The sequence below is a fragment of the Microbacterium sp. genome, assembly GCF_047605725.1.
GTDB lineage: Bacteria > Actinomycetota > Actinomycetes > Actinomycetales > Microbacteriaceae > Microbacterium.
On the sequence record NZ_JASGFE010000047.1, the window covers coordinates 1 to 24793 of the forward strand.

Sequence of the window (24793 nt, forward strand, 5' to 3'; positions counted from 1 at the left end):
GGCGTCGTTGCCTTGACTTGGCGCGTATGGTCGCGTGACGGGCCGGGCGCGGCAGAGCGCGCCAGGTTCAGCGCGACGGGTGGGGCGCGGCATCCGTGACTTGGCGTGGATGGTCGCAGGTAGGGGTCGGGCGGCAGAGTGCGCCAAGCGAGGCGCTGAACGCGAGCTCGGCGAACGGGGGCTCGGCGAACGCGAGCTCGGCGAGCGGGGTCTCGGCGAGCCGGAGCGCGGGCGACGGGGTGGAGGCGGCATCCGGGAGTACGGTACTGGCATGGTGCCGATCCTCGCCGGCGCGGCAGCGGCGCTCGCCGCGCTGCTGCACGTGTACATCTTCGTGATGGAGAGTGTGCAGTGGTCGCAGCCGCGCATCTGGCGGCGATTCGGCGTCGCCGATCAGGATGCCGCCGACAGCGTGCGCCCGATGGCTTTCAACCAGGGCTTTTACAACCTGTTTCTCGCGATCGGCGCGGTGCTGGGTCTCGTGCTGTTCGCCGCCGGAGCGCCTGACACGGTCGCCGATGTGGCCGGCCGCACGCTCCTGCTGTTCTCGCTGGGCTCGATGACCGCCGCAGCGCTCGTGCTGCTCATGACGGGGCGCCGGTACGTGCGCGCGGCGCTCTTCCAGGGCACGCTGCCGCTCGTCGGGTTCGTGTTGTTCCTGTTCGCTTGAGCGGCCGGCGGTGCCGGCTCAGAGCGCCGGCTGCACGAACTTCGGAGAATCGCGCGAAGTTCGGAGGATTGTGGCGAAATCCTCCGAAGTTGGTGCGATTCTCCGACGTTGGTGGGCGGATGCCGCGGCGTAGAGCCGGACGCGGCGCCGGGCCGGACGCGGCGTAGAGCCCGGCCTCAGGCGGCCAGGCGCAGCCCGCGCTTGTCGGTCGCGACGTTCTCGCCCGCGGGGATGGTCTGGTCGTCGCCGATGAGCGAGTCGACCGCGACGCGCGCCTGCGCGCCCACGAACGTGCGCACGCCGATCCTGGCGCCGGCGCCGATCGCCGCGCCTGCGCCGATGTGGGCGAGCGGGGCGATGTGCGCGTCCGCGCCGATGACGGCATCCGGTTCGATCCAGGCGCCGCGGCCGATGCGGGCCCCGGCGGCGACCTGCACCCCGGGTTCGACGTAGGCGCCCGCCTCGACGAGCGCGGACGGGTGCACCTTGGCCCCGTTCGCGATCAAGCCACGCCCGTTGGCGTGCTTGCGATAGCGCAGCGTCTCGCCTCGGTCGTTCTCGATATCGACGTAGTTCTTGCCCACGATTCCCTCCGACAGTACGGCGCTCGGTACTGAGTACAGGTACAACCGCGACGGTGTCCCGTTCATTCCCGGAGCTGCGTACACGGCCCTCTTGCAAGGCTCACGAGGGATGCCGCCTGAATCGATGGTCCAGGAGACGCCCATGCGCGCGCGGCCAGCACCCTCGTCACGTTCCCCTGGCAGGACGACCGGGCGGAGGAGCGTCGGCGCTGGGGCCGTCGCCGAGCAGCGAGGCGGCCGGGGCGCGCGATTGCCCGAACGTGCCTCCCCGCCGACCCGGTCTCAGCACACCCGGCGGGTCGCGCACGCTCCGGCGCCCGGCACCTCGGCGGCGTCAGGCCTGGCAGCGCGGGCACCAGAACACGATGCGCCGGCTCGTGGCCGACGCGCCGAGCGTGCCGCCGACGATCGGGGTGCCGCAGCGCCGGCACGGGCGGCCTTCGCGTCGGTACACCCAGTTCTGTCTGCCGCGCCGCAGGTCGCCGGTGAACGTGCGCTGCGGCCGGTCGCGGTTCGTGCGGAGCATGCGGGCGCCCAGCTCGACCAGCGCCGCGGCATCGACCTCGGTCGCCGGCGTCGTGGGACGGATGCCACGAACGAACAGCAGCTCGTTGGCGTACTCGTTGCCGAACCCGGCGACGTTGCGCTGGTCGAGGAGCGCGACGTGCACCGGCCGAGGGTCGACCGCCAGACGCCGCGCCGCCTCGCGCGGGTCCCAGTCGGGCCCGAGCGGGTCGGGGCCGAGATGGCCGACGATGCGGTCCTCGTCCGAGGTCGGCAGCACCTCGACCATCGCGAGGTCGATGCCGACGGCATCCGCCCTCGCCGTGCCCACGACGGCGCGCACCCGGAACGCGGGCGTGCGCCAGCGCTCGCCGGGACGCTGGACGTGCCACTCGCCCTCCATCTTCAGGTGGGAGTGGAGCGTCCAGTCGCCGATGCGCATGAGGAGGTGCTTGCCGCGCGGCACGACCCCGCGCACGATCTCGCCGCGGAGGTCCGCGGTGGCACTCCGCGGCACGCGGATGTCGAATCGCGTCACCTCCTCGCCCGCGAGCGCCGCGTGCAGGGTCGCGGCGGTGCGGAAGACGGTGTCGCCCTCAGGCACGGCGGCCGCCTTCGGTGCCCGAACCACGATGCTTCGCCGAGTTATGCGACCCGTACAAAGGCTGTTCGCGGCGGGGCGTCGATGAGAACCCCGGAAAACCGCGGTTCTCATCGAGGGCCGTTCGAATCCAGCCTGCGAACGGGACGCATTCCTGATCCGCCGAGGCGGTGTCACCCGCGCCGAGAGCCTCAGGCACGGTGGGCCGCCCGGGCGGTGTCGCCGGCCGTCGTGCGTCGCAGGGTCAGCCCTTTCGGCGACTCCACGAATCCGGCATCGCGCAGCGCGCGGCCGACCGGGGTGCCGTAGACGAACACGCCGCCGACCTGCTCGATCGTCATGGTCTCCAGGCGCCGCGCCCGCGCCGTCGCGACGAGGTCGCCGGCTGCCGCGGCCAGCACAGCCTCGTCTTCGGCGAACGCGAGTGCGGAGCGACCTCCGCGCTCCAGGTACAGCACGAGGGCACCGTCGACGAGCACCACGATGCCGCCCGCCTTGCGTCCCGGCCGGTGGCCTTCAGTCGCCGGCCACGGCAGCGCCGCCCCGTAGGGGTTGGCGGGGTCGGTGGCCGCGAGGGTGAGCGCCCGCAGCGGCGGCGGATCGGCGAGCGCGGCGACCTCGCGCAGTCGGTCGACGGTGGCGGATGCCGCGAACTGGGCCGCCCCGAGCCGCTCGATGAGGTACCCGCGGCGGCAGTGCCCGACCTCCTCGAAGCCGGCCAGGACGCGATAGGCCTGCGCGAAGCCTCCCGGCATCCCCTCGGCCTGCACCGCCCCGCGCGTCACGACGCCGTAGCGGTCGAGCAGCAGGCTCGCCGCCGCGGTCGCGCGCAGCGCCGGGTCGGTCTCCGGCGTGGGCAGCAGCGACCAGCGCCCGCCCACTGCGGGCGGGCGGCGGGGCGCGGCCCGTTCGGGGCGGGCAAGCGGCGTGCCTCGGTAGAGGCGCGCGCGGGGAGTGCGACGCGCGGTCCGGTGCGCCTGGGATCCGCCCGCGGTGAGGGCGCGCACCGGCGCGAACGTGTCGTTGGTGACCCGTCCGCTCCAGGCCAGGGCCCAGAGCGCTTCGATGACGGACTGCTCGTTCTCGGCATCCGTCATGCCGACCAGCTGCGCGGCGAAGAAGGCGCCGCCGCCGTCGAGCGCGTCGAGGAGGCGCTGCTCGTACGAAGTCGGGTCGCCCACGGGCGGGGGGAGGGTGAGCGGGGCGGTGTCGGCCGGATGCAGGGCGATCCAGCCGTCGCGGCCGGGCAGCGCACCGTGACCCGACCACAGCACCTCGCCGGTCGCGGTGAGCTCGTCGAGCATCGCAGGGGCGTAGCCGGCGACCCGTGCGGGAAGGACCAGTGACTCCCACGCGCTCGCCGGCAGGGGGACGCCGGCCAGCTGCTCGATCACGGCGAGTGTGCCGTCGATGCCCTCCAGTGGTCGCGTCACATGCTGCCAGGCGGGGAGGAACCGTGCAAAGGCCTCGGGTGCGACCGGCTCGACGCTGCCGCGGATCGCGGCGAGCGAGCGCAGCCGCAGCCGGCGGAGCACCTCGGTGTCGCACCACTCCGGGTCGTCGCGTCCATCGGGGCCGTCGTCGTGCGCAGGGAGGAACGTGCCGCTCGTAACGCGGCCCTGCGCCTCCAGGCGCTGCAGCGCCTGCCGCGCCACGACGTGCCCGACGCCCAGGCGTTCGGCCAGAGCTGCGGCGCGGAACGGCCCGTGCGTGCGGGCGTGGCGTGCGACGAGGTCGCCGAGCGGGTCGGGGACCGGCTCGAGGAACGCGGTCGGGATGCCCACCGGCAGCGCCGTGCCGAGCGCGTCGCGCAGGCGGCCGGCATCCTCGATCGCGGCGATGCGGGGCACGCCGCCGATCGACACCGCGATGGCGCGCCGCGCGTCGACGAGCGCGCCGAGATGAGCGGCCGCTTCCCCCTCCCGCGAGGGTGCTAGTTGTTCTCGCGAGGGTGCCTGTTGCTCCCGCGGGGGTGCTGGTTGTTCTCGCGAGGGTGCTGGTTGTTCTCGCGAGGGTGCCTGTTGCTCCCGCGAGGGTGCTAGTTCCGCGCCCAGAAGGTTGCCGCCGTCACCACCGCGTGCATCCTCGTGGGCGGAAGTGGCACCCTCGTGGGCGGAGGTGGCACCCTCGCGGGCGGAGGTGGCATCCTCGTGGGCGGAAGTGGCACCCTCGCGGGCGGAGGTGGCACCCTCGCGAACGGAAGTGGCACCATCGGCGGGGGCGGGGGCGGGGGCGGGGGAGGGGGAGGGGTGCAGACGGGCGGCGACCTCAGCGGCGTCGAGCGGGCCCAGCAGCCGCAACAGGTCGGCCACGCCCTCGATTCCGCGCACGCGGCGCGCGGGATCGAGGCGCTGGGCCTCGCGCTCGAACTGCGTGATCACCTCGGGATCGAGGAGCTCGCGAAGCTCGACCTTGCCGAGCAGTTCGGAAAGCAGAGCCGGGTCGACCGACAGCGCGGCGGCGCGGCGCTCGGCCAGCGGCGAGTCGCCCTCGTACATGAACGCACCGACATATCCGAACAGCAGGTCGCGGGCGAACGGCGACGGCTGGCTCGTCGTGGTCTCGACGAGGCGGATGCGCCGGTCGCCGATCGACCGCGCGATGCGCAGCAGTGCGGGCAGGTCATAGACGTCCTGCAGCACTTCGCGGAGGGTCTCCAGGATGATCGGGAACGTCGGATGCCGGCGCGCCACATCCAGCAGCTGCGCGGAGCGCTGCCGCTGCTGCCACAGCGGAGCCCGGCGGCCGGGGTTCAGCCGCGGCAGCAGCAGTGCGCGCGCCGCGCACTCGCGGAAGCGCGACGCGAACAACGCCGACCCGCCCACCTCCGCGGTCACGAGCTGCTCGAGCTCGTCGGGATCGAAGACGAACAGGTCGGCACCGGGCGGTTCGGCTGCGGCATCCGGCACCCGGGCGATGATCCCGTCATCGCTCGCGACCGCGGCTCCCTCGACGCCGAGCTGCTCGCGGATACGCGCGTTCACCGCCAGCGCCCACGGCGCGTGCACATGCATGCCGTATGGGGAATGAAGAATGATGCGCCAGTCGCCGACCTCGTCGCGGGAGCGCTCGACCGTCAGCGTGCGGTCGGTGGGGAGGCTCCCGGTGGCCTCGCGCTGCTCGGCCAGGTACGCCAGCAGGTTGCCGATCGCGTTGTCGTCGAGACCCGATCCGCGCAGGCGCGCGGATGCTTTCTCGGGGGATGCCACCGCCACCTCCCGCGAGAAGCGCCCGAGCGCCTCGCCGAGCTCGGCGGGCCGGCCGAGCCCGTCGCCGTGCCAGAACGGGAGCTTGCCTGGCTGCCCGAACGCCGGCACGACGTTGACCCGGTCGTGGGTGATCTCCACAATCCGCCAGCTCGTGGTGCCGAGCGTGAACACGTCGTTCACGCGCGACTCGTACACCATCTCCTCGTCGAGCTCGCCGACCCGGGCGCCGGTCGTCTCGCCGGCGACGAACACGCCGAACAGCCCGCGGTCGGGGATCGTGCCGCCGCTCGTGACCGCGATCCGCTGCGCCCCCGGCCGGCCGGTGAGCGTGCCGTGGTCGCGGTCCCACACGATCCGCGGGCGCAGCTCGGCGAACTCGTCGGAGGGGAACCGCCCGGCGAGAAGGTCGAGCGTCGCCTCGTACGCCGAGCGCGGCAGCGAGCGGAACGGCGCGGACCGCTTCACCGTCTCGAACCAGCCCTCCACGTCGACCGGGTCGATCGCGCACGCGGCGACGGTCTGCTGGGCGAGGATGTCGAGCGGGTTCTGCGGCACCGCGATCGCCTCGATCTGTCCCGCCAGCATCCGCTCGGTCACCACGGCGGTGTGCAGCACGTCGCCGCGGTGCTTCGGGAACAGCGCGGCCCGGCTCACCTCGCCCACCTGGTGGCCGGCGCGACCGATGCGCTGCAGTCCCGACGCGGCCGACGGCGGCGCCTCGACCTGGATGACGAGGTCGACGGCGCCCATGTCGATGCCGAGTTCGAGGCTCGACGTGGCGACGACGCAGCGCAGGATGCCGGACTTCAGCTCGTCCTCGACCTGGGCTCGCTGCTCCTTCGACACCGAGCCGTGGTGGGCCTTCGCGAGCACCGGGGCCACGCCGGAGGAGACCCCGGCCTGGGCCATAGTGGCCGCCGGAACCGTGGGCTCCGGCACGTCGAGCCCGCACCGCTCGGCGTAGACCTCGTTGAGCCGCCCGGTCAGGCGCTCGGCGAGCCGGCGCGAGTTGGCGAACACGATCGTGGAGCGGTGCGCGAGGACGCGGTCGACGATCGCCTCCTCCACGTGCGGCCACACCGACCCGGTCAGCTCCGTCGACGACGGCGGGGCGAACCAGTCGCCGTCGCCGTCCGGATCGCCGCTCCCGTCCGGATCGCCGTCGCCCCCGGCGCCGCCGCGCGAACCCGCGCCGTGGGCACCGGCATCCGTCCCCGGCGGCGGAGGAGGATTCAGCATGTCGTCCATCGGCACGACGACGCTGAGGTCGAAGGCCTTGGTCGCGCGCGGAGCCACGATCTCGACCGGCGCGGCACCGCCGAGGAAGCGTGCCACCTCGTCGATCGGGCGCACGGTCGCCGACAGCCCGATGCGCTGCGCGGGGCGCTCCAGCAGCGCATCGAGGCGTTCGAGGCTCACTGCCAGGTGCGCGCCGCGCTTGGTCGCCGCCACCGCGTGCACCTCGTCGACGATCACGGTGTGGACGCCGCGCAGGGTCTGGGCGGCCTGGCTCGTGAGCATGAGGTACAGCGACTCTGGCGTCGTGATGAGGATGTCAGGCGGGTCGACCAGCAGTCTTCGTCGGTCGGCCGAGATCGTGTCGCCGGAGCGCACGCCGACGGTCACCTCGGGCGCCGGCATCCCGAGTCGCCGTGCGGCCTGACCGATGCCCACGAGCGGAGAGCGGAGGTTGCGCTCCACGTCGACGCCGAGGGCCTTCAGCGGCGAGACGTAGAGCACGCGCGTGCGCGGGGGCGCGGCATCCCCCCTCTTGCTCTTGCGCGGCGCGTGGTACGGCTCGCGGACCAGGCGGTCGATCGCCCACAGGAACGCCGACAGGGTCTTGCCCGACCCGGTCGGGGCGACCACGAGCGCGTGCTTGCCCGCAGAGATCGCCTCCCACGCACCGGCCTGCGCGGTCGTCGGCCGGGTGAACGCGCCGCGGAACCAGTCCTGCGTGGCAGGGCCGAACCGCTCGAGGGCGTCGCTCATCCCTCCATCTTCGCCGCTGGTCCCGACATCGGCTCGCCCTCCCTCCCGCTTCGGGTCACTGCTTCCCCGCGCGAGTCACTGCCCTCCCGCCGAGTCACTGCCCTGCAGCACAGTGACTGGACGCGAAGGCAGTGACTCGACGGCGGCCGCAGGACGGGAGAGGCGGTTGCCGAAGGGCCTGAAGCACCAGCACGGGCGGGATGCCGGGCGTCACGGCACCTCGGCCAGCACCCCGTCGCGCAGCTCGAGGGTGAGATCGACGCCCAGTCGGGCGAGGAACGCGTCGTCGTGGCTGACCACGAGCACTGCGCCGCGGTAGGCCGACAGCGCGTCGACGAGCTGGTCCACCGTGTCGAGGTCGAGGTTGTTCGTCGGCTCGTCGAGCACAAGCAGGTGCGGCGGCGGGTCGGCCAGCAGCAGCCGCGCCAGCGCGAGGCGGAACCGCTCCCCGCCCGACAGCGTCGCGACCGGACGCCGCACCGTGTCGCCGCGGATCAGGAACCTCGCGAGCCGGTTGCGCACCTGGGCCGTCGGCAGTGCCGGTGCCGTCGCCGCGACGTTGTCGAGCACCGAGGCGGCGTCGTCGAGCCCGTCGACGCGCTGCGAGAGGTAGCCGATCCGGTCGGTGTGCGCGATCGCGAAAGGGCCTGCCGCTTCCGTGCCGGCATCGGCCGCGCCGGCGCCGGATGCCACGAGCCGCTCCAGGAGCGTCGTCTTCCCGGCCCCGTTCGGTCCGACCAGCGCGACCCGCTCGGGGCCCTGCACGACCCACGACCGGGAGCCGTCGCCGAGCGTCGCGATGCGCCGCCCGGCGGCGACCCCGGGGTCGGGCAGGTCGATGCGCACGCTGTCGTCGTCGCGCACGCGGCGCTCGGCGGCATCCAGCGCCGCACGGGCATCCGCTTCGCGATCGGCCTTCTCGCCGCGGAGCCTGCCGGCCGAGACCTGCGCCGCGCGCTGGCGCTGCTTCGCGACGGCGCGCGGCACGCGCTTCTCGGCGCGAGCCTTGTCGCCCACCGACACGCGCCGCGCGAGCTTCGTCTCGGCCTCGATGCGCTCGCGCTTCTCGCGTCGCACGACCTGACGCGCTGCCGTCTCGGCCTGGCGCGCGGCATCCTGCTGCGTCTGAAGCCACTCCCGCCACTGCGAGTACGGCCCGCCGAACGTGCTCAGCTCGCTGCCGTAGAGCTCGGCGGTGTCGTCCATGAGCTCGAGCAGCGCGGTGTCGTGGCTGACCACGACGAGCGTGCCGCGCCAGCTGCGCACGAGGTCGTGCACGCGCGCCCGCGCGTCGCGGTCGAGGTTGTTGGTGGGCTCGTCGAGGAGCGTGATCGGCGCACCGCGCAGGCGCACCCCGACGAGTGCCGCGAGCACGGCCTCGCCGCCGGAGAGCTCGCCGACCGTGCGATCGAGGGCATCGGGCGGCAGTCCTGCCTCGGCGAGCGCGGCGGTCGCGCGGGCTTCGACGTCCCAGTCGTCGCCGACAGCGTCGAACCGCGCCGGGTCGACGTCTCCCGCGGCGATCGCGCGCACGGCATCCAGCGTCTCGGTCACGCCGAGCAGATCGGTCACGGGTCTGTCGACGGAGAGCGTGAGCTGCTGGGGGAGGAGGGCCACCGCGCCCGCGACGGCGATGGTGCCCGACGCGGGGCGCAGTGCACCCGCGATCAGCCGCAGCAGTGTGGACTTCCCCGCGCCGTTGCGGCCGACCAGGCCCGTACGGCCCGTCGTGAAGCAGCCGGAGACGTCCGCGAGCGCGACGGTGCCATCCGGCCAGGTGTAGGTGAGGCGGTCGAGGACGACCGCAGGGGTGGATGCCGGCATGATGCCTCCTGTGTCATGGATGCACTGACACGGATGCCGCAGCACCCTCGCTCGAGGGGAAAGACGGCGGGTCGACGGTCAGCGCGGATCGGGGGCGCGGACACGTCGGTTCGACGGATCGGCGCGGATTACAGCGCGGTCGCGTCGCTCTTCGTCAACGTCATTCCTCACACTCGGAACAGGGGCGCCGGCCAGTCTAGTGGATGCCTCGGGGCCCGTCTCAGGGATCAGCCCTGAGCGGGGAGGCGCTTGCGGAGGAACGCGATGACGTCTTCCAGCTCGTCCTGCGACACGCTGTGCGTGAGCCCCGGGTAGACCCGCCCACTGAGGTCGGCATGGTCGGGCAGCCACTGCGCGGTGTGTTCGACGCGCTCGGGCGGGATGACCTCGTCGCGGGCGCCGCGGCCCCAGAAGACCGGGGGACGCGACAGCGCGAGCTCGGCGTCGCCCGGGAGCGGCCCGGGATCGACGTAGCCGGCGAGGTTCACCGCGAACGAGAAGCGCCCCGGCTGCAGCCGCAGCGCCTGGAGCGCGATCACGGCGCCCTGGGAGAAGCCGACCAGGCCCACCGGGCCGGCGCTCGGGGCCGCGGCATCCAGCCACTCGACGAAGCGCTCCGCGGCGGCGGTCACCGCGGTCGAACGCTCTTCGTGCAGCCCCTCGATCGGGAACCACGAGTGGCCCGGCATCGGGAACGGCGGCTCCAGCGGCGCCCGCACGGCCGCGACCACGAACTCCTCCGGCAGGTAGGGCACGAGGCCGAACAGGTCGCCCTCGTGCGATCCGTAGCCGTGCAGCAGAACGAGAAGCGGCCTGCCCGCGCGCTCGTCCTGCTCGGCCGACCACAGCACCGGCGCGGGATCGAGCGGGGGGATCTCGGACATGGCTCCATCCTGGCACCCGCCGCCGACATCGCTCGGGGAGCGGCCCGCGACGGCACCCGTCCGCGCGTCGCGGTATACATGGAGGATGGCCGTTCGCACCCCTGACCCCGATCCGAACGAGCGCGACGAGGGCCTGCCCGATCCGCTCCGCGGTATCGGCGCGCCGTTCGGGGCGCGCGGCGCGTTCGGCCCGGCGGTGCCCAACCCCGGCTGGCTCACCGACGTGGAGTTGGCCGAGGCGCGCCGGCGCATGCCGATCCTCTACGTCGAGGCCGTCCCCGTGCGCACCGACGGCATGGGCGCGGTGACCGAGGTCGGCATCCTGCTACGGGCGACGCCCCTGGGCGAGATGACCCGCACCATCGTCTCCGGCCGCGTGCGCTACGGCGAGACCGTGCGCGACGCCCTGTTCCGGCACCTGGAGAACGACCTCGGGCCGATGGCCTTTCCGCTGCTGCCGGCGTCGCCGACGCCGTTCACCATCGCGGAGTACTTCCCGATCCCCGGGGTGAGCGCGTTCCACGACGATCGGCAGCACGCGGTGTCGCTGGCCTTCGTGGTGCCCGTGACCGGCACGTGCGAGCCGCGTCAGGATGCGCTGGAGGTCACGTGGCTCTCGCCCGGGGAGGCGGCATCCGATGCGCTCGCCGCCGAGATGGAGGGGGGGCGCGGCACGCTCGTGCGGCTCGCCCTGGCCTCGGTGGGCGCCCTGCGCTGAGCGGGGCCTTCGCGCGGCGGTTCGTCGGAGATCGGCCGTTCGTCGGAGGGATCCGCCGTGGATCGTCCGACGTTGTGCAGATCTCCGACGAACGGATGCCGGGTCGGAGCGGGACGCCGACGACCGCTGCCGGGTCTCGTCAGGCCCGAGTGAGGCGGGCGAGCTCGGCCACGAACGCGTCGACGTCCTCGGGCTGGGTGTCGAAGGAGCACATCCAGCGCACCTCGCCGCGCGAGGGGCCCCCACCTCCCCTCCGGTCATCGCTGTCGCGCTGATCGGAGCCTCCGGAGGCGGGGCCCCAATCGTAGAAGCGGAAGCTCTCGCGCAGCCGGTCGGCGACGCCGGGCGGCAGCGTCGCGAACACGCCGTTCACCTCGGTGCGCTGCGTGAACCCGACGCCGCGGATCTCGCCCGCGGCGATGCCCGCCTCGATCTCCGACCGCAGCCGTGCCGCCATCGCGTTCGCGTGCCGGGCGCTGCGCAGCCACAGGTCGCCCTCGAACAGGGCGACCAGTTGCGCCGAGATGAAGCGCATCTTCGATGCGAGCTGCATGTTGAACTTGCGCCCGTACAGCAGACCCGCGGATGCCGCGGGGTTGAGCACCACGATCGCCTCGGCCCCCATCGCGCCGTTCTTGGTTCCGCCCACCGAGAGCACGTCCACGCCGACATCCCGCGTGAACGCGCGCAGCGGCACGTCGAGAGCGGCGGCGGCGTTGGCGATGCGGGCGCCGTCGAGGTGCACGAGCATCCCCTGCGCATGGGCGCGATCGGCGATCGCGCGGAGCTCCTCGACGCTGTACAGCGTGCCGAGCTCCGTGGACTGCGTGACCGAGACGACGAGCGGCTGTGCGCGGTGCTCGTCCTGCCAGCCCCAGTCGTCGCGGTCGATGTGCTCCGGAGTGAGCTTGCCGTCGTCGGTGGGGAGGGCGAGCAGCTTCATGCCGCCGATCCGCTCGGGGGCGCCGCCCTCGTCGATGTTGATGTGCGCCGTGTCCGCGCAGATGACGCCGCCCCAGCGGGGGAGCATCGACTGCAGTCCGACGACGTTCGCACCGGTGCCGTTGAAGACCGGGAACGCCTGGATGCCCTCGCCGAAGTGCCGGGCGAACACCTCCTGCAGACGTGCGGTGTAGACGTCCTCGCCGTAGGCGACCTGGTGTCCGTCGTTCGCCGCGGCGATGGCGGCGAGCACCTCGGGGTGGACGCCGGCATAGTTGTCGCTCGCGAAGCCGCGCAGGCCCCGGTCATGGATCGTGCTCACGGTTCTCCCAGTTCGATCACGCTGTCGTTCACGTCCGCGGCATCCCGGTCCCACAGGCCGGTGTACGCCCAGGCGAGCTCGCCCTCCCGGCCGGTGAGCGAGGCGACCCGGAAGACGACGGATGCCGCCCGCAGCGGCTCGTCGGCATCCCGCGCCGCCTTCGCGAAGCCCTGCGCCACGGCCCGCGCCCACGCCTCGCCGGCCGCCTTGACCGCCGCGTAGTTCGCCCCGCCGGCGAGGGGGCGCGCCACCGCGGGGGACGACACGATCGCGGAGCGCGCTGCGTCGGAGGCGCGCAGGTCCGCGTCGAAGGCGCGGCTGACGTGCCGGAGCGCGGTCAGCGAGCGCTCCAGGAACCGGAAGTCGGCGTCGGTCTGGGCCGCCAGCCCGCCGCCGCCGCGCCACCCGCCGACCAGGTGGAGCACGCCGTCCACCGGCCCGTCGGCGTGGTGCACGCGCATGGCCAGCTCCAGCACGGCGTCCTCGTCGCCGAGATCGCACACCTCGGTGCGGATGCCGGGGACCGCCCGGGCCAGCTCGCCGAGCCGCGCGGCATCCCGCCCCACCGCGACCACCCGCGCCCCGGCCGAGGCCAGGGCGCGGGCGGCCGCGCGTCCGCTGGTGCTCGTCGCTCCCGCGACGAGCACCAGCCGCCCGGCCACGCGGGGCTCAGGCATCGTCTGAGCCCCGGATGCCGGAGGTCGACGCGATCACGTCGCGCATCTTCTTCTCCAGCGCCTCGAAGAACATCGACAGGGGGAACTCGTCGTCCATCACGGCATCCGTGTAGCCCTTCAGGGGACCGGCGAGGATCTCGTCGGGGAGGCCCCGCGCCCATGCCGAGGCGGGGTGCGGGGTGAGCACCGACCGCACGAGCTCGTACGCGGCGAGCCAGTGCGCGGCCTTGGGGCGGTCGATCGATCGCCAGTACAGGTCGTCGATCGCGTCGCCGAGCGCGACCACGGCGGCGGTCACATCGGGCCAGTCGAACGCGAGCTGCGTGTCGGTCCAGTGCAGTACGTCGCGCTGGTGCAGCCACGCGAACAGCAGCTGCCCGCCGAGCCCGTCGTAGTTGCGCACGCGCGTGCCGGTGATCGCGAACCGGAAGATCCGGTCGAAGATCACCGCGTACTGCACGAGCCCGGCGTGCTCGAGCAGGTCGTGCTCGGTCGTGCTCAGCTCCTCGCCGTCGTGCTGCCGGGCGCGCAGTCGCTGCTCGATCTTCACGCACTCGCGGAACGCGGTGAGGTCGCAGCGCAGCTCCTCCAGCGAGTAGAGGAAGAACGGCATCCGCTGCTTGATCATGAAGGGGTCGAACGGCAGGTCGCCGCGCATGTGCGTGCGGTCGTGGATGAGGTCCCACGTCACGAACGTCCGCTCGGCGAGCTCCTGGTCGTCGAGCAGGCGAGCCGCACCGTCCGGCAGGTCGAGCTTCGTGATCGCGGATGCCGCACGCACGACCCGCCGGTAGCGCGCCGCCTCGCGGTCCTGGAAGATGGCTCCCCACGTGAAGGGTGGGATCTCGCGCATCGCGACCGTCTCGGGAAACAGCACCGCCGAGTTGGTGTCGTAGCCGGCCGTGAAGTCGATCAGCCGCAACGACACGAACAGCCGGTTGGTGAACTCGGTCTCCAGCTCGGCGATGAACTCCGGCCAGATGACCTCGACCAGCAGCGCCTCGATGTGCCGGTCGCGCGACCCGTTCTGCGTGTACATCGGGAAGACGACGAGGTGACGGATGCCGTCGACCCGGTGCTCCTGCGGCTGGAACGCGACGAGCGAGTCGAGGAAATCGGGCACGCCGAATTCCCCCTCCGCCCAGCGCTCGAAGTCCCGGATGGACGCCGTGAGATATCGGTCGTCGTGCGGGAAGCGGGCTCTGAGCTCCTCGATCGCCGCGGTGATCGTGGCGACGTGCGCGCGAGCGCGGTCGTGGTCGCCGGGGGCGGGCACCGAGCCGTCCTGGGCCTGGAGGGCCTGCAGCGCGGTCGCGGCATCCTTCAGCGACAGCCAGGCGGCCGTCTCCTCGACGCCGAGGGCCAGGTCGCGGCCGTCCTCGACGACCTCGGGCTCGCCGATGATCGACTGCGCGGCACGGGGGGTGGCGTGCGTCAGGTCGATGGACATGGGAACCTCCGATCATGAGGTCGGGCCGGCAAGCGGCGGTGGATTCGATCCCTCCAGCGTATCCGGGGGCAGCGGGCGGGGGCCAGCGCGGCAGGGCGCCCGCGCATGCGGCCTCACCGCGGGGAACGGGCACCCTCGCGAGGGGAACGGGCACCCTCGCGGGGGGAACGGGCACCCTCGCGCGAGGGGGGAGGGGGCTACCGGGCGATGACGCCGTCGTACACGGCGGTGAAGCGCGCGAGCAGGTCGGCGTAGTACGGCCGCTGCTCGGGGTCCGGCTCGATCACGGCGGTCGGCGGGACGACCGCCGGCGCGCGACCGGGCTGCAGCACCGAGAGGGCGAGCACCGCCGTGCCGCGCATCGTCACGCGTTTGACGTCGACGACCTGCACCGGAAAGCCGATCGCCTGAGCGACGAGCTGCATGAGTCCCGGGACGTCGCCTGTGACCCCGCCCGAGGCGACCACGCGCCCCAGCTGCGGGTCCGCGAGCGCGAGTTGATCGAACACGCGGGCGTAGCTGATCGCGACGCCCTCCGCGGCTCCCCGCCAGATATCGAGCGTCGTCGTGGACGAGGAGACGCCGGTGAACACGGCGCGAGCGCCCCCGGCCCACCCGGTGGCCCGCTCGCCGGTGAAGAAGGGCAGCACGACCGGGGTCTCGGCGCGCGGCGCCGCAGTGAGGGCGTCGTCGATCTCCTCCGGAGCGACCGGGGCGAGCGTCGTCTGCAGCCACGCGATGACCCGCCCGACATCGTTGAGCGCGCCCCCGACGATCGACTGCGTGCGCGACACCGGATAGGCCCACAGCCCGGGCGGGAGCACGTCCGGGGTACCGGGGACGACGACCCGGATCGCGCCGGAGGTCGCCGCCGACAGCGCCGCGATCGACGGATCGTCTGCACCGACGCCGAGGTTCGAGGCGTAGCCGTCGGGGACCGCGGGGAACCAGGCCGCCCCGGCGAGGGCCGGCCAGCGCTCTGCGACCTCGGGGGAGACGTCGGCGATCGGCTGGTCCGGGTCGACGATCGGGGCGAACTGCTCCCGGGCGACCCCGACGGCCGCGAGCAGCTCCTCGTCGAGGTCCATCGTGCGGCGGTTCAGGATGCCGGCCCATGCCATCGTCGAGGTGGCCGCGCCCTCGATGCCGGCGAGCCTGGCGTAGACGTACTCGCCGAGCGAGACGTACTTCGCCGTGTTCGCCACGACGTCGGGCCGGGTCTCGCGCAGCCACAGCAGGCGCGGCGGGTGGTAGCTCGTGTGCAATCGCGCGCCGATGCGCTGGTGGACGGCCGCCTCGTCCAGCCGCTCGCGCAGCACCGCCAAGTGGGCCGCGGAGCGGGAGTCCGCGTACGTGAAGCAGGGCGTGAGGGCTATGCCGTCGGCATCCACGCACACGAGGGACGACGCGAACGTGTCCATCGCGACGCCCGCGATCGCGCCCGGCTCCAGGTCGGACACGACGCCGGTGATCACCGCGGCCACTTCGTCGGCGACCTGATCGGGGTCGATCTCAGCGGAGCCGTCGGCGGCCTCGGTGAAGACGTGGTCGACCTTGACGGTGCGCTTCTTGATCGGACGCCCATAGCCGTCGTAGAGGCAGCAGCGGGTCGAGCCCGAGCCGATGTCGATCGCGAGGACCAGCGGGTCCACCGCATCGGCGAGTCGGACGGACCGGGCCACGGGGGGTGTGGACGCGTCGTTCGTGTCCACGGGTTCGTGCCCAGGCATCCCACTCCTTCGCTCGCGGCGATCCGCCTCGTTCGAGGCAGGACCTGGGGCCGATGCTAACGGAGTGCGGTGTCCGGTGCGGCCGGGCCGCACCGGACACCGCTGCCGGTCAGTGCCAGAGGCCGAGGGCGAACTCCGCGACGACGGCCGACAGGATGAACGAGGCCGCGACCGCCACGATGCCGACGGGGATGATCTTCCAGCCGATGCTGCGCAGCATCGGCAGGTCCTTGCCGAGGCTCAGGCCGGCGAGGGTCAGCACCATCGTCGTGATCGTGAGGAAGTCGACGCTGTGCACCGCCTCCAGCGTCCACGTGGCGATCGGCGAGAACGGCGCGGTGGACAGGATGCCGAAGGTCATCACGGTCACGATGCCGGGGATGCGACCGCGCGAGATCTTCGACAGCCACAGCGCGAGGATCACGATCGCGAAGATGATGGCGTAGCCGACGATCATCGCGATCGAGAAGCCCTTCGCCGCGACAGTGCTCAGTGCGATGCCGATGACCGCGAGCACGGGGATCGTGGTCCACAGCGGCACCGACACGTGCGAGTGGCCGATGAGCTGTGCGACCTTGAGCTGGGTCGTGTTGGGCTCCGCGTCGGTGCCGACGTCTTCGCCGCCGGTCTCGGCTGCCGCGATCGCCTCGTGCGGCAGGGCTCGCGCGGCTGCGCCGTCCTTGTCGCGGGTCAGGAACCGGTAGAAGCGCTCGGCGAGGGGCAGGGCGACCCACACGCCGACGTACAGGCCGAGGACGCCGGTGATGAGGTTGGAGGTCGCCGCCAGCGCCAGCACCTGGTCCTGCAGCTCGGGGTGGTTCGCCACGACGGCGCTGGCCGCTGCGGCCATCATCGACCCGGAGCCGACGCCGGCGCCCATCGCGAGGGCCCGCGGGTCGAACAGTCCCAGCGACGAGGTGAGCGAGGCGATCAGGCTCACCAGCAGCGCGCCGAAGATGGTGCCGAACACGTACATCGACAGCACGCCGCGGTACTGCGGCGAGTCGGCGCCGTAACGCTCGCTGACCATCGCGAACGAGGTCTCGCGGTCGATCGAGAAGGTCGCCCCGATCGTGGCCGGGCCCATCTTCAGCAGCACCGCCAGCGGCAGCGCGAGCACGAGGGTGCCGAACAGGTGCCCCACCTCCTGGAGGAACAGGGCGGGACCGGCCTGGATCACCACGGGGATCTGCGGGCCGATCTCGAACGAGAGGCGCGTGCCGAGCACGAGCACGCCGATCCCCATCATCGTCGTCGCAGCGTGCTGGAGATCGAGCGGGAAGGGCTTGAACTTCTGCCCCGAGATGATCGCCCCGGTCAGCAGGCCCCAGATCATCGGCAGCAGCGTGACCGAGGCGACGCCGATCGGGATCACGAGCGGTCCGATCAGCTGCGCCCCGATCGACAGCAGCAGGGCGAAGACGATCAGGATCCACAGCTGCGGAGTGCCGAGGGTGAGGTGTCGGGTGGTCGTGGTCGTGGTGCCGGGCTCGCTCATGCGGATTCCTCCAGGGGTCAGGCTTCGATAGTGACGCGGGTGGCGCCTTCGGGGCGGGCCGCGGAACGCTGTTTCAGGTCGGCTCGCAGTTCGGGGTCGAGGGCGACGTCGAGGGCCGTCCAGGCCAGGAGCGCGGCCCCGTCGATGGCGGCGTCGTCGGCGGCCGGCGTTGCGGCGGCGTCGGCGAACTCGGGGTTGTGCGGCACGGCATCCGTGCCGAGGAAGGCGATCATCGGGTGGATGCCGGGAACCACCTGCGTCACGTTCCCCATGTCGGTCGAGCCTCCGCTGAGCCCGCGCAGCGGAGAAGGTGTCCGTCCGCGCGCCACGAGGTTCTCATCCCACAGTCGTGCCAGGTCGAGGTCGGTCTTCACCGGGGCGTAGGGGTGCTCGGTCGGAGCCCAGGCCCACGAGCATCCCGTCGCGATGGCGGCGCCCTCGAAGCACGCGAGCACGCGCTTCTTCGTCGCACGCCACACGTCGATCTCGGCGGCGCGCACCTCCACCTGCACCACGGTGCGGTCGGGGATGATGTTGGTGGCCTCGCCGCCGTGCGAGACGAACCCGTTGAGGTTGACGCCCGGTCCCATGTGCTGGCGGTACATCGCCATGGCGGTGAGGGCGAGGGTCGCGGCGGCGCCCGCGTTGACGCCCTTCTCGGGGGCGGCGGCCGCGTGCGCGGTCAGCCCGGTGAAGACCACTTCGAAGCGGTCGACCGCGGTCGAGTTGAAGGCGCTCGCCGAGAAGTCCACGCCGGTGAAGCCGTGCACCATCATCGAGAAGTCGCTGTCCTCCCAGGCGCCCGCCTGCAGCAGCGCGACCTTGCCGCCGCCGTGCTCCTCCGCCGGGGTGCCGAGCAGCTTCACACGCAGGCCCGCCGCCTCGGCGACCGGGGCCAGGGCCAGGGCGGCGCCGACCCCTGCGGTGGCGATGACGTTGTGCCCGCATGCGTGGCCGACCCCGGGAAGGGCGTCGTACTCGGCGCACAGGGTGACCGTGAGGTCGCCGGTGCCGTAGACGGCCTCGAACGCGGTCGGCACGCCGTAGGCGCCGATCTCCACCTCGAAGCCCGCCTCTTCGAGCACGGGCGCGATGCGCGCGACAGCCCGGTGCTCCTCCCACGACAGCTCGGGGTCGGCGTGGATGGCGTGGCTGAGCTCGATCAGCCGGTCGCGCCGGGTCTGCAGCTCGTCGCTGGCGCGGGTCTTCAGGTCTTCGACGGTGGTGCTCATGAGATCCTCTCGGCCGGGCTGACTCCGAGTCTGGCGTCCGTTGCCGCGACCTCGCAACCGCTCGGGTTCTTCCCCGGCCAATGCCGCGAGTCACTGCTCTGCACGCGAGTCATTGCGCTGCGGGGCAGTGACTCGGCGCGTGAGCAGTGACTCGATGCGGCGCACGGGTGCTCGGCGTGCCGGGGCGTGCCGGGGCGACGACCCGTGCGGGGGTGCCGGGCGCGGACAGCGCGGATGCCGGTGGACATGGGGTTCACGCTAGTGAAAACCTGAGCGCACCGGGTTTCGAGCGCGTGTCGCGCCGGTTACGCCTCGGACGGCTCGGGATCGTGCGCCCACGTCGGCGCGAGCGCCCTGATGCGCGCCCCTCGCCACTGCCACGTGGACCAGAGCACCGGCCACAGAAGGGGGGCCGCCGCGCCGCCGATGACGAGGCGGTCGCGCCACAGCGTCCGCGCGGGATCTCCCGGCGCCGCCGAGACCGCCATCTGGTGATCCCACACGTCGAGTGCGGCCAGAGGGCCGGTCAGCGGGATGCCGCTGTCGCGCAGGATCCGTACCTCGCCGCCGCGGTCGTGCGCGTGCCGCTCGCTCACGTGGACGAGCTGTCGTCCGACCGGCACCGCGCCCACGCGCAACTGCACCGGCAGGTCGGCCCCGCTGTGCAGCGACGTGGTCGGCGCCGTCGCGAGCGGCTCCAGCTCGAGCAGCGGACCGTAGAGCTCCGCCATCGCCCGCGGGGAATGCAGTGCTCGCCACGCGGCATCCGCGTCGCAGTCGACCACGAGTTTGAGGAGGATCCGCATGCCGCCCAGTCTTCCACCCGGGGTGGGGGCCTCGCCCGGATGCCGGATGCCGACGGCATCCGCTCCGCGCCGAATCCGCACCGAATCCGCACCGAATCCGCTCCGTACCCGCGCCGAATCCGCACCGCACCGTGCCCGCCGCGCCCTACCGCGGCGTCTGCGCCGCGCGCCGCGTGGCCGCGGTGATCTCGCGCCGTACCCAGCGGAACGCGTGCCGCTCGTCGAAGCGTCTCGCGCACGCCGCGCAGGAGGTCGGTCGCGTGGGACGCCGATACCGGTAGGCGACATGCCCCGCCGGGCACAGCCCGATCCAGGGCGCCAGCTCGGTGGCGGTCTCGCCGCGGTGGGTCACGCCGCCGGTGTAGCCCAGCATCCGGGCCACGGCCTTCCAGGAGGGTCCGTGCGCGGCATCCGCCCCGGCGATCGCGTGCGCGACCTCGTGCAGCAGGGTCTGCCGGTTCTCCTCGTCGCTGTGGCGCGCGGCGAGATAGCGCGACACCGTCAGACGTCTGTGCCGGTAGTCGCACTGGCCGGCACGGCGCTTCGCATTGTCGAAGCCGAACGTCCAGGAGGGGTCGAGATGGGTGGAGATGAGCTCGTCGGCCCAGGCGCGGACATGCTGCAGTTCGGACATGTGTTCGACGTTAGCGGGAGCGTCCGACACTCAACTGGCGACGGATGCCTCGGCCCGCCGCCGCTCGGCGGCCTCGATCGCCTGCAGCATCGAGTCGAGCTGCTCCTCGCTCGCGCCGGACTCCTGGCGCAGCGACAGCGACCGCTTGAAGTCCGCGCGCGCGGCGGTGTAGTTGCCCGCGTCGTAGTGGACTTTGCCGCGGTGCTGGTACGCGAACGCGGCGATCGCCGTCCATGACTGGCCCTCGGCCTCCTCGGCGCACGTGGTCAGCTCCTGCACGGCGGCGGCGTAGGCCCCGCGCACCTGCAGCACGCTCGCGTGCAGCACGCGCGAGCGCACCAGATCCTTGCGGGTGCCCGCCATGCGCGCCAGCCGCACGGCCTGCTCGGAGATCGCGAGGGCGTCCTCGTCGCGCCCGAGCACCTTGAGCAGCCACACGCGCTCCAGGAGCGCGGCGAGGCTGCGCTGGTCGCCCAGCTCGCTCAATCGCTCCTTGCAACGGCGCACGTCGACCTGCTCGCGCAGCGTCTCCGGGTCGTACCCGAGGATGTAGCTCACCGTCGTCTCCCTTCGCCGTGCGCGGTTCGCCCACACAGTCTCGCCCGCGCCCTCCGCGACCGGGCGGGGGCGCGCCGACGTGTCCCCTATCCGGGGCCTCGGCTGCTCGGCCGCGCTCCCGAGCGGCCGCGCCGAGGGTTGCCGGGCGGGTGCCGTGGGGCGGATATCGCGCGCCGGGTTGCGCACAATTCAGGCAGAATGTCGGTGCCGAAGACCACGACGCCCGCAATCTCGCGAATTGCCTGAGTTGTGCGCAGGAGCCCGGCCGAGCCTCAGCGCTCGAAGACGGATGCCGGGGGGATCGGCGAGGCGGTGGCGTCGGCATCCGTCGCCACGCGCGCCCCGCGCACGAACGCGTCGAGCTCCGCGCCGTGGGCGACCTTCGCCGGGTGGGGGCCCGCGGCCATGAGGCGCGGGAGCCACGCGGTCGGGAGCGCCGCGGCCGAGGCGGCCACCACGAGGTTGCCGAACCGGCGCCCCTTGAGGGTCTGCACCTCGGCGAGGACGGCGACGTGCTCCAGCACCGCGCCGATCGTGGCGACCTGGCGTCGCGCGAACGCGAGCCCGGCCCCGTCGGCGACGTTGACCAGGAGCACGCCGTCGGCGGCGAGGAGGCGCGCGACGGAGCGGTAGAACTCGACAGTCGTGACGTGCGCGGGGGTGCGCGCACCGGCGAACACGTCCGAGACGACGAGGTCGGCGGCGCCGATCAGGCCCGCGGGCAGGCGCTCCACGACAGCGCGGGCGTCGCCGATGCGCACGCGCACCTGTGCGCCGCGCGGCAGCGGCAGCGCTTCGCGCACGAGGTCGACGAGCGCAGGCTCCAGCTCGACCACCTGCTGGCGCGACCCGGGCCGGGTGTGCTCGACGTAGCGGGGGAGGGTCAGGGCTCCGCCGCCGAGGTGGATCGCCGTGAGCGGCTGCCCCGGCATCCGCAGCAGATCGATCACCGCGCCCATGCGCGCGACGTACTCGAAGTGCAGGTGCGCGGGATCGTCGAGGTCGACGTGCGACTGCGGCGTGCCGTCGACGTCGAGCTCGTAGCCTCCGGCGAACCGGCTCGGGACGATGCGCGCGATCGTGCCGTCGGACAGTCGCGCCGACGGCGGCGGGGCCTCCACGTGCGCTCGTGCCATCCCCCCACCGTATGCCCGCCGGTCCTGCCCCCGTCCCGTCCCCGTCCCGCCCGTCCCGCCGCCCCGCCCGAGTCACTGCTCTGCCCCGCGAGTCACTGCTGTGATCGCGAGTCACTGCCCTCCAGCGCAGTGACTCGCGAATTGGGCAGTGACTCGGGGGATCGGGACAGGCGGCGGGCGGGGGAGGGACGCGGGGCGCGGGGAGGGATGCCGGTTCCCCGAGCGGCGGCGGGCGGGGGAGTCCGGGGGCGGGGTGCCGGGGACGGGATGCCGGGGCGGGGGCGCGCCGCGGTCGGCGCTGCTTCCCTGCGATGGCGCCACGTATATGCAGCGCCATTGCAGGGAACCGGCGCCAATGTCCCGGCGGTAGAGCCGGGGGTGAGGGATGCCGGTTCCCCGAGCTCCGCGGGCGGGTTATACCGCAGCATCCGACGACCGTCAAGGATCCGGCTGGACATGGCGCGTCGAGACGCCTATAGTAGGTAGTTGCGCTCCCTCCCCCCTTGCCCTCATATGGTGGTCGGCTGGTTCCTGCGTGCCCCCGCTGATATCAGCGGCGTGTGCCGCGCGGGTCGGGTCCAGGAGCACTCCATCCGATGACGAGGAAGACCAGCCCCTGCCCGGGCTGACGGAGGTAATCCCCTTGGCTGCTGCGCGCAACGCAACCAACCCCACCACCAAGAACGGACGCGGCGCTTCTCGCCTCTCGTTCGCCAAGATCTCCGACACGCTGACGGTCCCAGACCTGCTGGCGTTGCAGACGGAGTCGTTCGACTGGCTCGTCGGCAACGACGCCTGGAAGGCGCGCGTCGCCGACGCGCAGGCCGCCGGGCGCACCGACGTGCCCGAGATCAGCGGTCTGGAGGAGATCTTCGAGGAGATCTCGCCGATCGAGGACCTCGGCGAGACCATGCAGCTGAGCTTCACGAACCCGTACCTGGAGCCGGAGAAGTACTCGATCGAGGAGTGCAAGGAGCGCGGCAAGACGTACGCGGCCCCGCTGTACGTCGAGGCCGAGTTCATGAACCACCTCACCGGCGAGATCAAGACCCAGACGGTCTTCATGGGCGACTTCCCGCTGCAGACCGGCAAGGGCACGTTCATCATCAACGGCACCGAGCGCGTCGTCGTCTCGCAGCTCGTGCGCTCGCCCGGCGTCTACTTCGACAAGACGCCCGACAAGACCAGCGACAAGGACATCGTCTCGGCGCGCGTCATCCCCAGCCGCGGCGCGTGGCTGGAGTTCGAGATCGACAAGCGCGACCAGGTCGGTGTGCGCATCGACCGCAAGCGCAAGCAGTCGGTGACCGTGTTCCTCAAGGCCCTGGGCCTTTCCAGCGAGGACATCCTGAACGAGTTCGCCGGCTACGAGTCGATCGCCGACACCCTCAGCAAGGACACGATCCTCACGAAGGAAGACGCCCTCCGCGACATCTACCGCAAGCTCCGTCCGGGCGAGCAGGTCGCCGCCGAGGCGGCCCGCGCGCTCCTGGACAACTTCTACTTCAACCCGAAGCGCTACGACCTCGCCAAGGTCGGCCGCTACAAGGTGAACCAGAAGCTGGGCCTGGACGCCCCGCTGAGCGAGTCGGTGCTCACCGTGGCCGACATCGTCGCGACCATCAAGTACCTCGTGCGCCTGCACCGCGGCGACGAGGTCTTCGAGGGCGTGCGCGCGGGCAGGCCCGCCGAGATCCGCCTCGACACCGATGACATCGACAACTTCGGCAACCGGCGCATCCGCGCCGTCGGCGAGCTCATCCAGAACCAGGTCCGCACCGGCCTGTCGCGCATGGAGCGCGTCGTCCGCGAGCGCATGACCACGCAGGACATCGAGGCGATCACCCCGCAGACCCTGATCAACGTGCGCCCCGTCGTGGCCGCGATCAAGGAGTTCTTCGGCACCTCGCAGCTGTCGCAGTTCATGGACCAGAACAACCCGCTCGCGGGTCTGACCCACAAGCGGCGCCTCTCGGCGCTCGGCCCCGGGGGCCTCAGCCGCGAGCGCGCCGGCGTCGAGGTGCGTGACGTGCACCCGTCGCACTACGGCCGCATGTGCCCGATCGAGACCCCGGAAGGCCCGAACATCGGCCTGATCGGCTCGCTCGCCTCGTTCGCGCGCATCAACGCGTTCGGCTTCATCGAGACCCCCTACCGCCGGGTCGAGAAGGGCCGCGTCACCGACCACATCGACTACCTCACCGCCGGCGAGGAGAACGACTTCATCGTCGCTCAGGCCGGCGCCGAGCTGACCGCCGACGGCCGCTTCGCGCAGGACCGCGTCCTCGCCCGCCGCGGCAAGGGCGGCGAGGTCGATCTGTTCCACGCCGAGGAGATCGGCTACATGGACGTCTCGCCGCGCCAGATGGTCTCGGTCGCGACGTCCCTCATCCCCTTCCTCGAGCACGACGACGCCAACCGCGCCCTCATGGGTGCGAACATGCAGCGCCAGGCCGTGCCGCTCCTGCGCAGCGAGTCGCCGGTGGTCGGCACCGGCATGGAGGGCTACGCCGCGATCGACGCGGGAGATGTCATCACCGCCGAGCGGGCGGGCGTGGTCTCGCAGGTCTCCGCCGACGTGGTGACCGTGCAGCTGGACGAGGGCGGCACGCAGGACTACTTCCTGCGCAAGTTCGACCGCTCCAACCAGGGCACGTCGTACAACCAGCGCGTCATCGTCAGCGCGGGCGACCGCGTCGAGGCCGGCGAGGTCATCGCCGACGGCCCCGCGACCGAGAACGGCGAGCTCGCGCTCGGCAAGAACCTGCTCGTCGCGTTCATGACGTGGGAGGGTCACAACTTCGAGGACGCCATCATCCTCA

At 72.5% G+C, this 24793-nt stretch carries 18 protein-coding genes; 3 read left to right on the forward strand and 15 right to left on the reverse strand.

The genetic code is table 11. The annotated features are described in order from the left end of the window. The first annotated feature begins 271 nt into the window (after positions 1-271). Entirely contained in the window at positions 272-670 is a 399-nt protein-coding gene (locus QM641_RS10140; protein ID WP_415116063.1) for a DUF1304 domain-containing protein, read from the forward strand. A gap of 176 nt (positions 671-846) precedes the next feature. On the opposite strand, the gene QM641_RS10145 is transcribed toward QM641_RS10140, so the two are convergent. The 5 genes from QM641_RS10145 to QM641_RS10165 all read right to left on the reverse strand — a co-directional run bounded on the left by QM641_RS10145 (position 847) and on the right by QM641_RS10165 (position 10268). Further along, the gene (locus QM641_RS10145; protein WP_415116065.1) at positions 847-1254 is read right to left on the reverse strand and encodes a transferase; all 408 of its coding nucleotides are present in this window, start codon (positions 1252-1254) and stop codon (positions 847-849) included. Positions 1255-1588: 334 nt separating this feature from the next. After that, on the reverse strand, positions 1589-2362 hold the full coding sequence (locus tag QM641_RS10150; protein WP_415116067.1) for a DNA-formamidopyrimidine glycosylase family protein: 774 nt from the start codon (positions 2360-2362) through the stop codon (positions 1589-1591). 188 nt (positions 2363-2550) lie between these two features. Next, entirely contained in the window at positions 2551-7560 is a 5010-nt protein-coding gene (locus tag QM641_RS10155) for a DEAD/DEAH box helicase (protein ID WP_415116069.1), read from the reverse strand. 210 nt (positions 7561-7770) lie between these two features. Then, entirely contained in the window at positions 7771-9384 is a 1614-nt protein-coding gene (locus QM641_RS10160; RefSeq protein WP_415116071.1) for an ABC-F family ATP-binding cassette domain-containing protein, read from the reverse strand. A gap of 227 nt (positions 9385-9611) precedes the next feature. Beyond that, positions 9612-10268 (reverse strand): alpha/beta hydrolase, encoded by a 657-nt coding sequence (locus QM641_RS10165; protein ID WP_415116073.1) that lies wholly within the window; start codon positions 10266-10268, stop codon positions 9612-9614. 85 nt (positions 10269-10353) lie between these two features. Here QM641_RS10165 and QM641_RS10170 point away from each other — a divergent pair, with 85 nt between their 5' ends. Continuing rightward, positions 10354-10986, forward strand: coding sequence for an NUDIX hydrolase family protein (locus QM641_RS10170; protein ID WP_415116075.1), 633 nt, complete (start codon positions 10354-10356; stop codon positions 10984-10986). A gap of 139 nt (positions 10987-11125) precedes the next feature. Here the strand turns inward: QM641_RS10170 and QM641_RS10175 are convergent, their stop codons facing one another. The 10 genes from QM641_RS10175 to QM641_RS10220 form a co-directional block, all read right to left on the reverse strand. After that, complete coding sequence (locus tag QM641_RS10175) at positions 11126-12250, reverse strand: threonine aldolase family protein (RefSeq protein ID WP_415116077.1); 1125 nt, start codon at positions 12248-12250, stop codon at positions 11126-11128. Then, positions 12247-12927, reverse strand: a complete 681-nt coding sequence (locus QM641_RS10180; protein ID WP_415116079.1) for an SDR family NAD(P)-dependent oxidoreductase — start codon at positions 12925-12927, stop codon at positions 12247-12249. The genes QM641_RS10175 and QM641_RS10180 overlap by 4 nt, the downstream gene beginning before the upstream one ends. Then, the gene (locus QM641_RS10185) at positions 12920-14377 is read right to left on the reverse strand and encodes a DUF6421 family protein (RefSeq protein ID WP_415116081.1); all 1458 of its coding nucleotides are present in this window, start codon (positions 14375-14377) and stop codon (positions 12920-12922) included. Before QM641_RS10185 ends, QM641_RS10180 begins: the two co-directional genes overlap by 8 nt. Positions 14378-14574: 197 nt before the next feature. Continuing rightward, positions 14575-16059, reverse strand: coding sequence for a gluconokinase (locus QM641_RS10190; protein ID WP_415116083.1), 1485 nt, complete (start codon positions 16057-16059; stop codon positions 14575-14577). A gap of 157 nt (positions 16060-16216) precedes the next feature. Continuing rightward, entirely contained in the window at positions 16217-17605 is a 1389-nt protein-coding gene (locus QM641_RS10195; RefSeq protein WP_415116085.1) for a DUF3100 domain-containing protein, read from the reverse strand. A gap of 17 nt (positions 17606-17622) precedes the next feature. Next, positions 17623-18837, reverse strand: coding sequence for an amidohydrolase (locus QM641_RS10200; protein WP_415116087.1), 1215 nt, complete (start codon positions 18835-18837; stop codon positions 17623-17625). A gap of 305 nt (positions 18838-19142) precedes the next feature. Then, entirely contained in the window at positions 19143-19643 is a 501-nt protein-coding gene (locus QM641_RS10205) for a hypothetical protein (RefSeq protein ID WP_415116089.1), read from the reverse strand. 145 nt (positions 19644-19788) lie between these two features. Beyond that, positions 19789-20277: a SprT-like domain-containing protein gene (locus tag QM641_RS10210; protein ID WP_415116091.1), complete on the reverse strand. Its 489-nt coding sequence runs from the start codon at positions 20275-20277 to the stop codon at positions 19789-19791. Between the two features lie 30 nt (positions 20278-20307). Then, positions 20308-20835, reverse strand: coding sequence for a hypothetical protein (locus tag QM641_RS10215; RefSeq protein ID WP_415116093.1), 528 nt, complete (start codon positions 20833-20835; stop codon positions 20308-20310). A gap of 272 nt (positions 20836-21107) precedes the next feature. Next, on the reverse strand, positions 21108-21971 hold the full coding sequence (locus QM641_RS10220) for a spermidine synthase (RefSeq protein WP_415116095.1): 864 nt from the start codon (positions 21969-21971) through the stop codon (positions 21108-21110). Positions 21972-22614: 643 nt separating this feature from the next. On the opposite strand from QM641_RS10220, the gene QM641_RS10225 reads away from it, so the two are divergent. After that, a partial coding sequence (locus QM641_RS10225) for a DNA-directed RNA polymerase subunit beta (RefSeq protein ID WP_415116097.1) occupies positions 22615-24793 on the forward strand: 2179 nt, incomplete at its 3' end.

Bases quoted from the DNA above. Each gene is read 5' to 3' on its own strand.
- QM641_RS10140 (WP_415116063.1), top strand. From the start codon at position 272: ATGGTGCCGATCCTCGCCGGCGCGGCAGCGGCGCTCGCCGCGCTGCTG.
- QM641_RS10155 (WP_415116069.1), bottom strand. From the start codon at position 7,560: ATGAGCGACGCCCTCGAGCGGTTCGGCCCTGCCACGCAGGACTGGTTC.
- QM641_RS10160 (WP_415116071.1), bottom strand. From the start codon at position 9,384: ATGCCGGCATCCACCCCTGCGGTCGTCCTCGACCGCCTCACCTACACC.
- QM641_RS10165 (WP_415116073.1), bottom strand. From the start codon at position 10,268: ATGTCCGAGATCCCCCCGCTCGATCCCGCGCCGGTGCTGTGGTCGGCC.
- QM641_RS10170 (WP_415116075.1), top strand. From the start codon at position 10,354: ATGGCCGTTCGCACCCCTGACCCCGATCCGAACGAGCGCGACGAGGGC.
- QM641_RS10180 (WP_415116079.1), bottom strand. From the start codon at position 12,927: ATGCCTGAGCCCCGCGTGGCCGGGCGGCTGGTGCTCGTCGCGGGAGCG.
- QM641_RS10185 (WP_415116081.1), bottom strand. From the start codon at position 14,377: ATGTCCATCGACCTGACGCACGCCACCCCCCGTGCCGCGCAGTCGATC.
- QM641_RS10195 (WP_415116085.1), bottom strand. From the start codon at position 17,605: ATGAGCGAGCCCGGCACCACGACCACGACCACCCGACACCTCACCCTC.
- QM641_RS10200 (WP_415116087.1), bottom strand. From the start codon at position 18,837: ATGAGCACCACCGTCGAAGACCTGAAGACCCGCGCCAGCGACGAGCTG.
- QM641_RS10205 (WP_415116089.1), bottom strand. From the start codon at position 19,643: ATGCGGATCCTCCTCAAACTCGTGGTCGACTGCGACGCGGATGCCGCG.
- QM641_RS10210 (WP_415116091.1), bottom strand. From the start codon at position 20,277: ATGTCCGAACTGCAGCATGTCCGCGCCTGGGCCGACGAGCTCATCTCC.
- QM641_RS10220 (WP_415116095.1), bottom strand. From the start codon at position 21,971: ATGGCACGAGCGCACGTGGAGGCCCCGCCGCCGTCGGCGCGACTGTCC.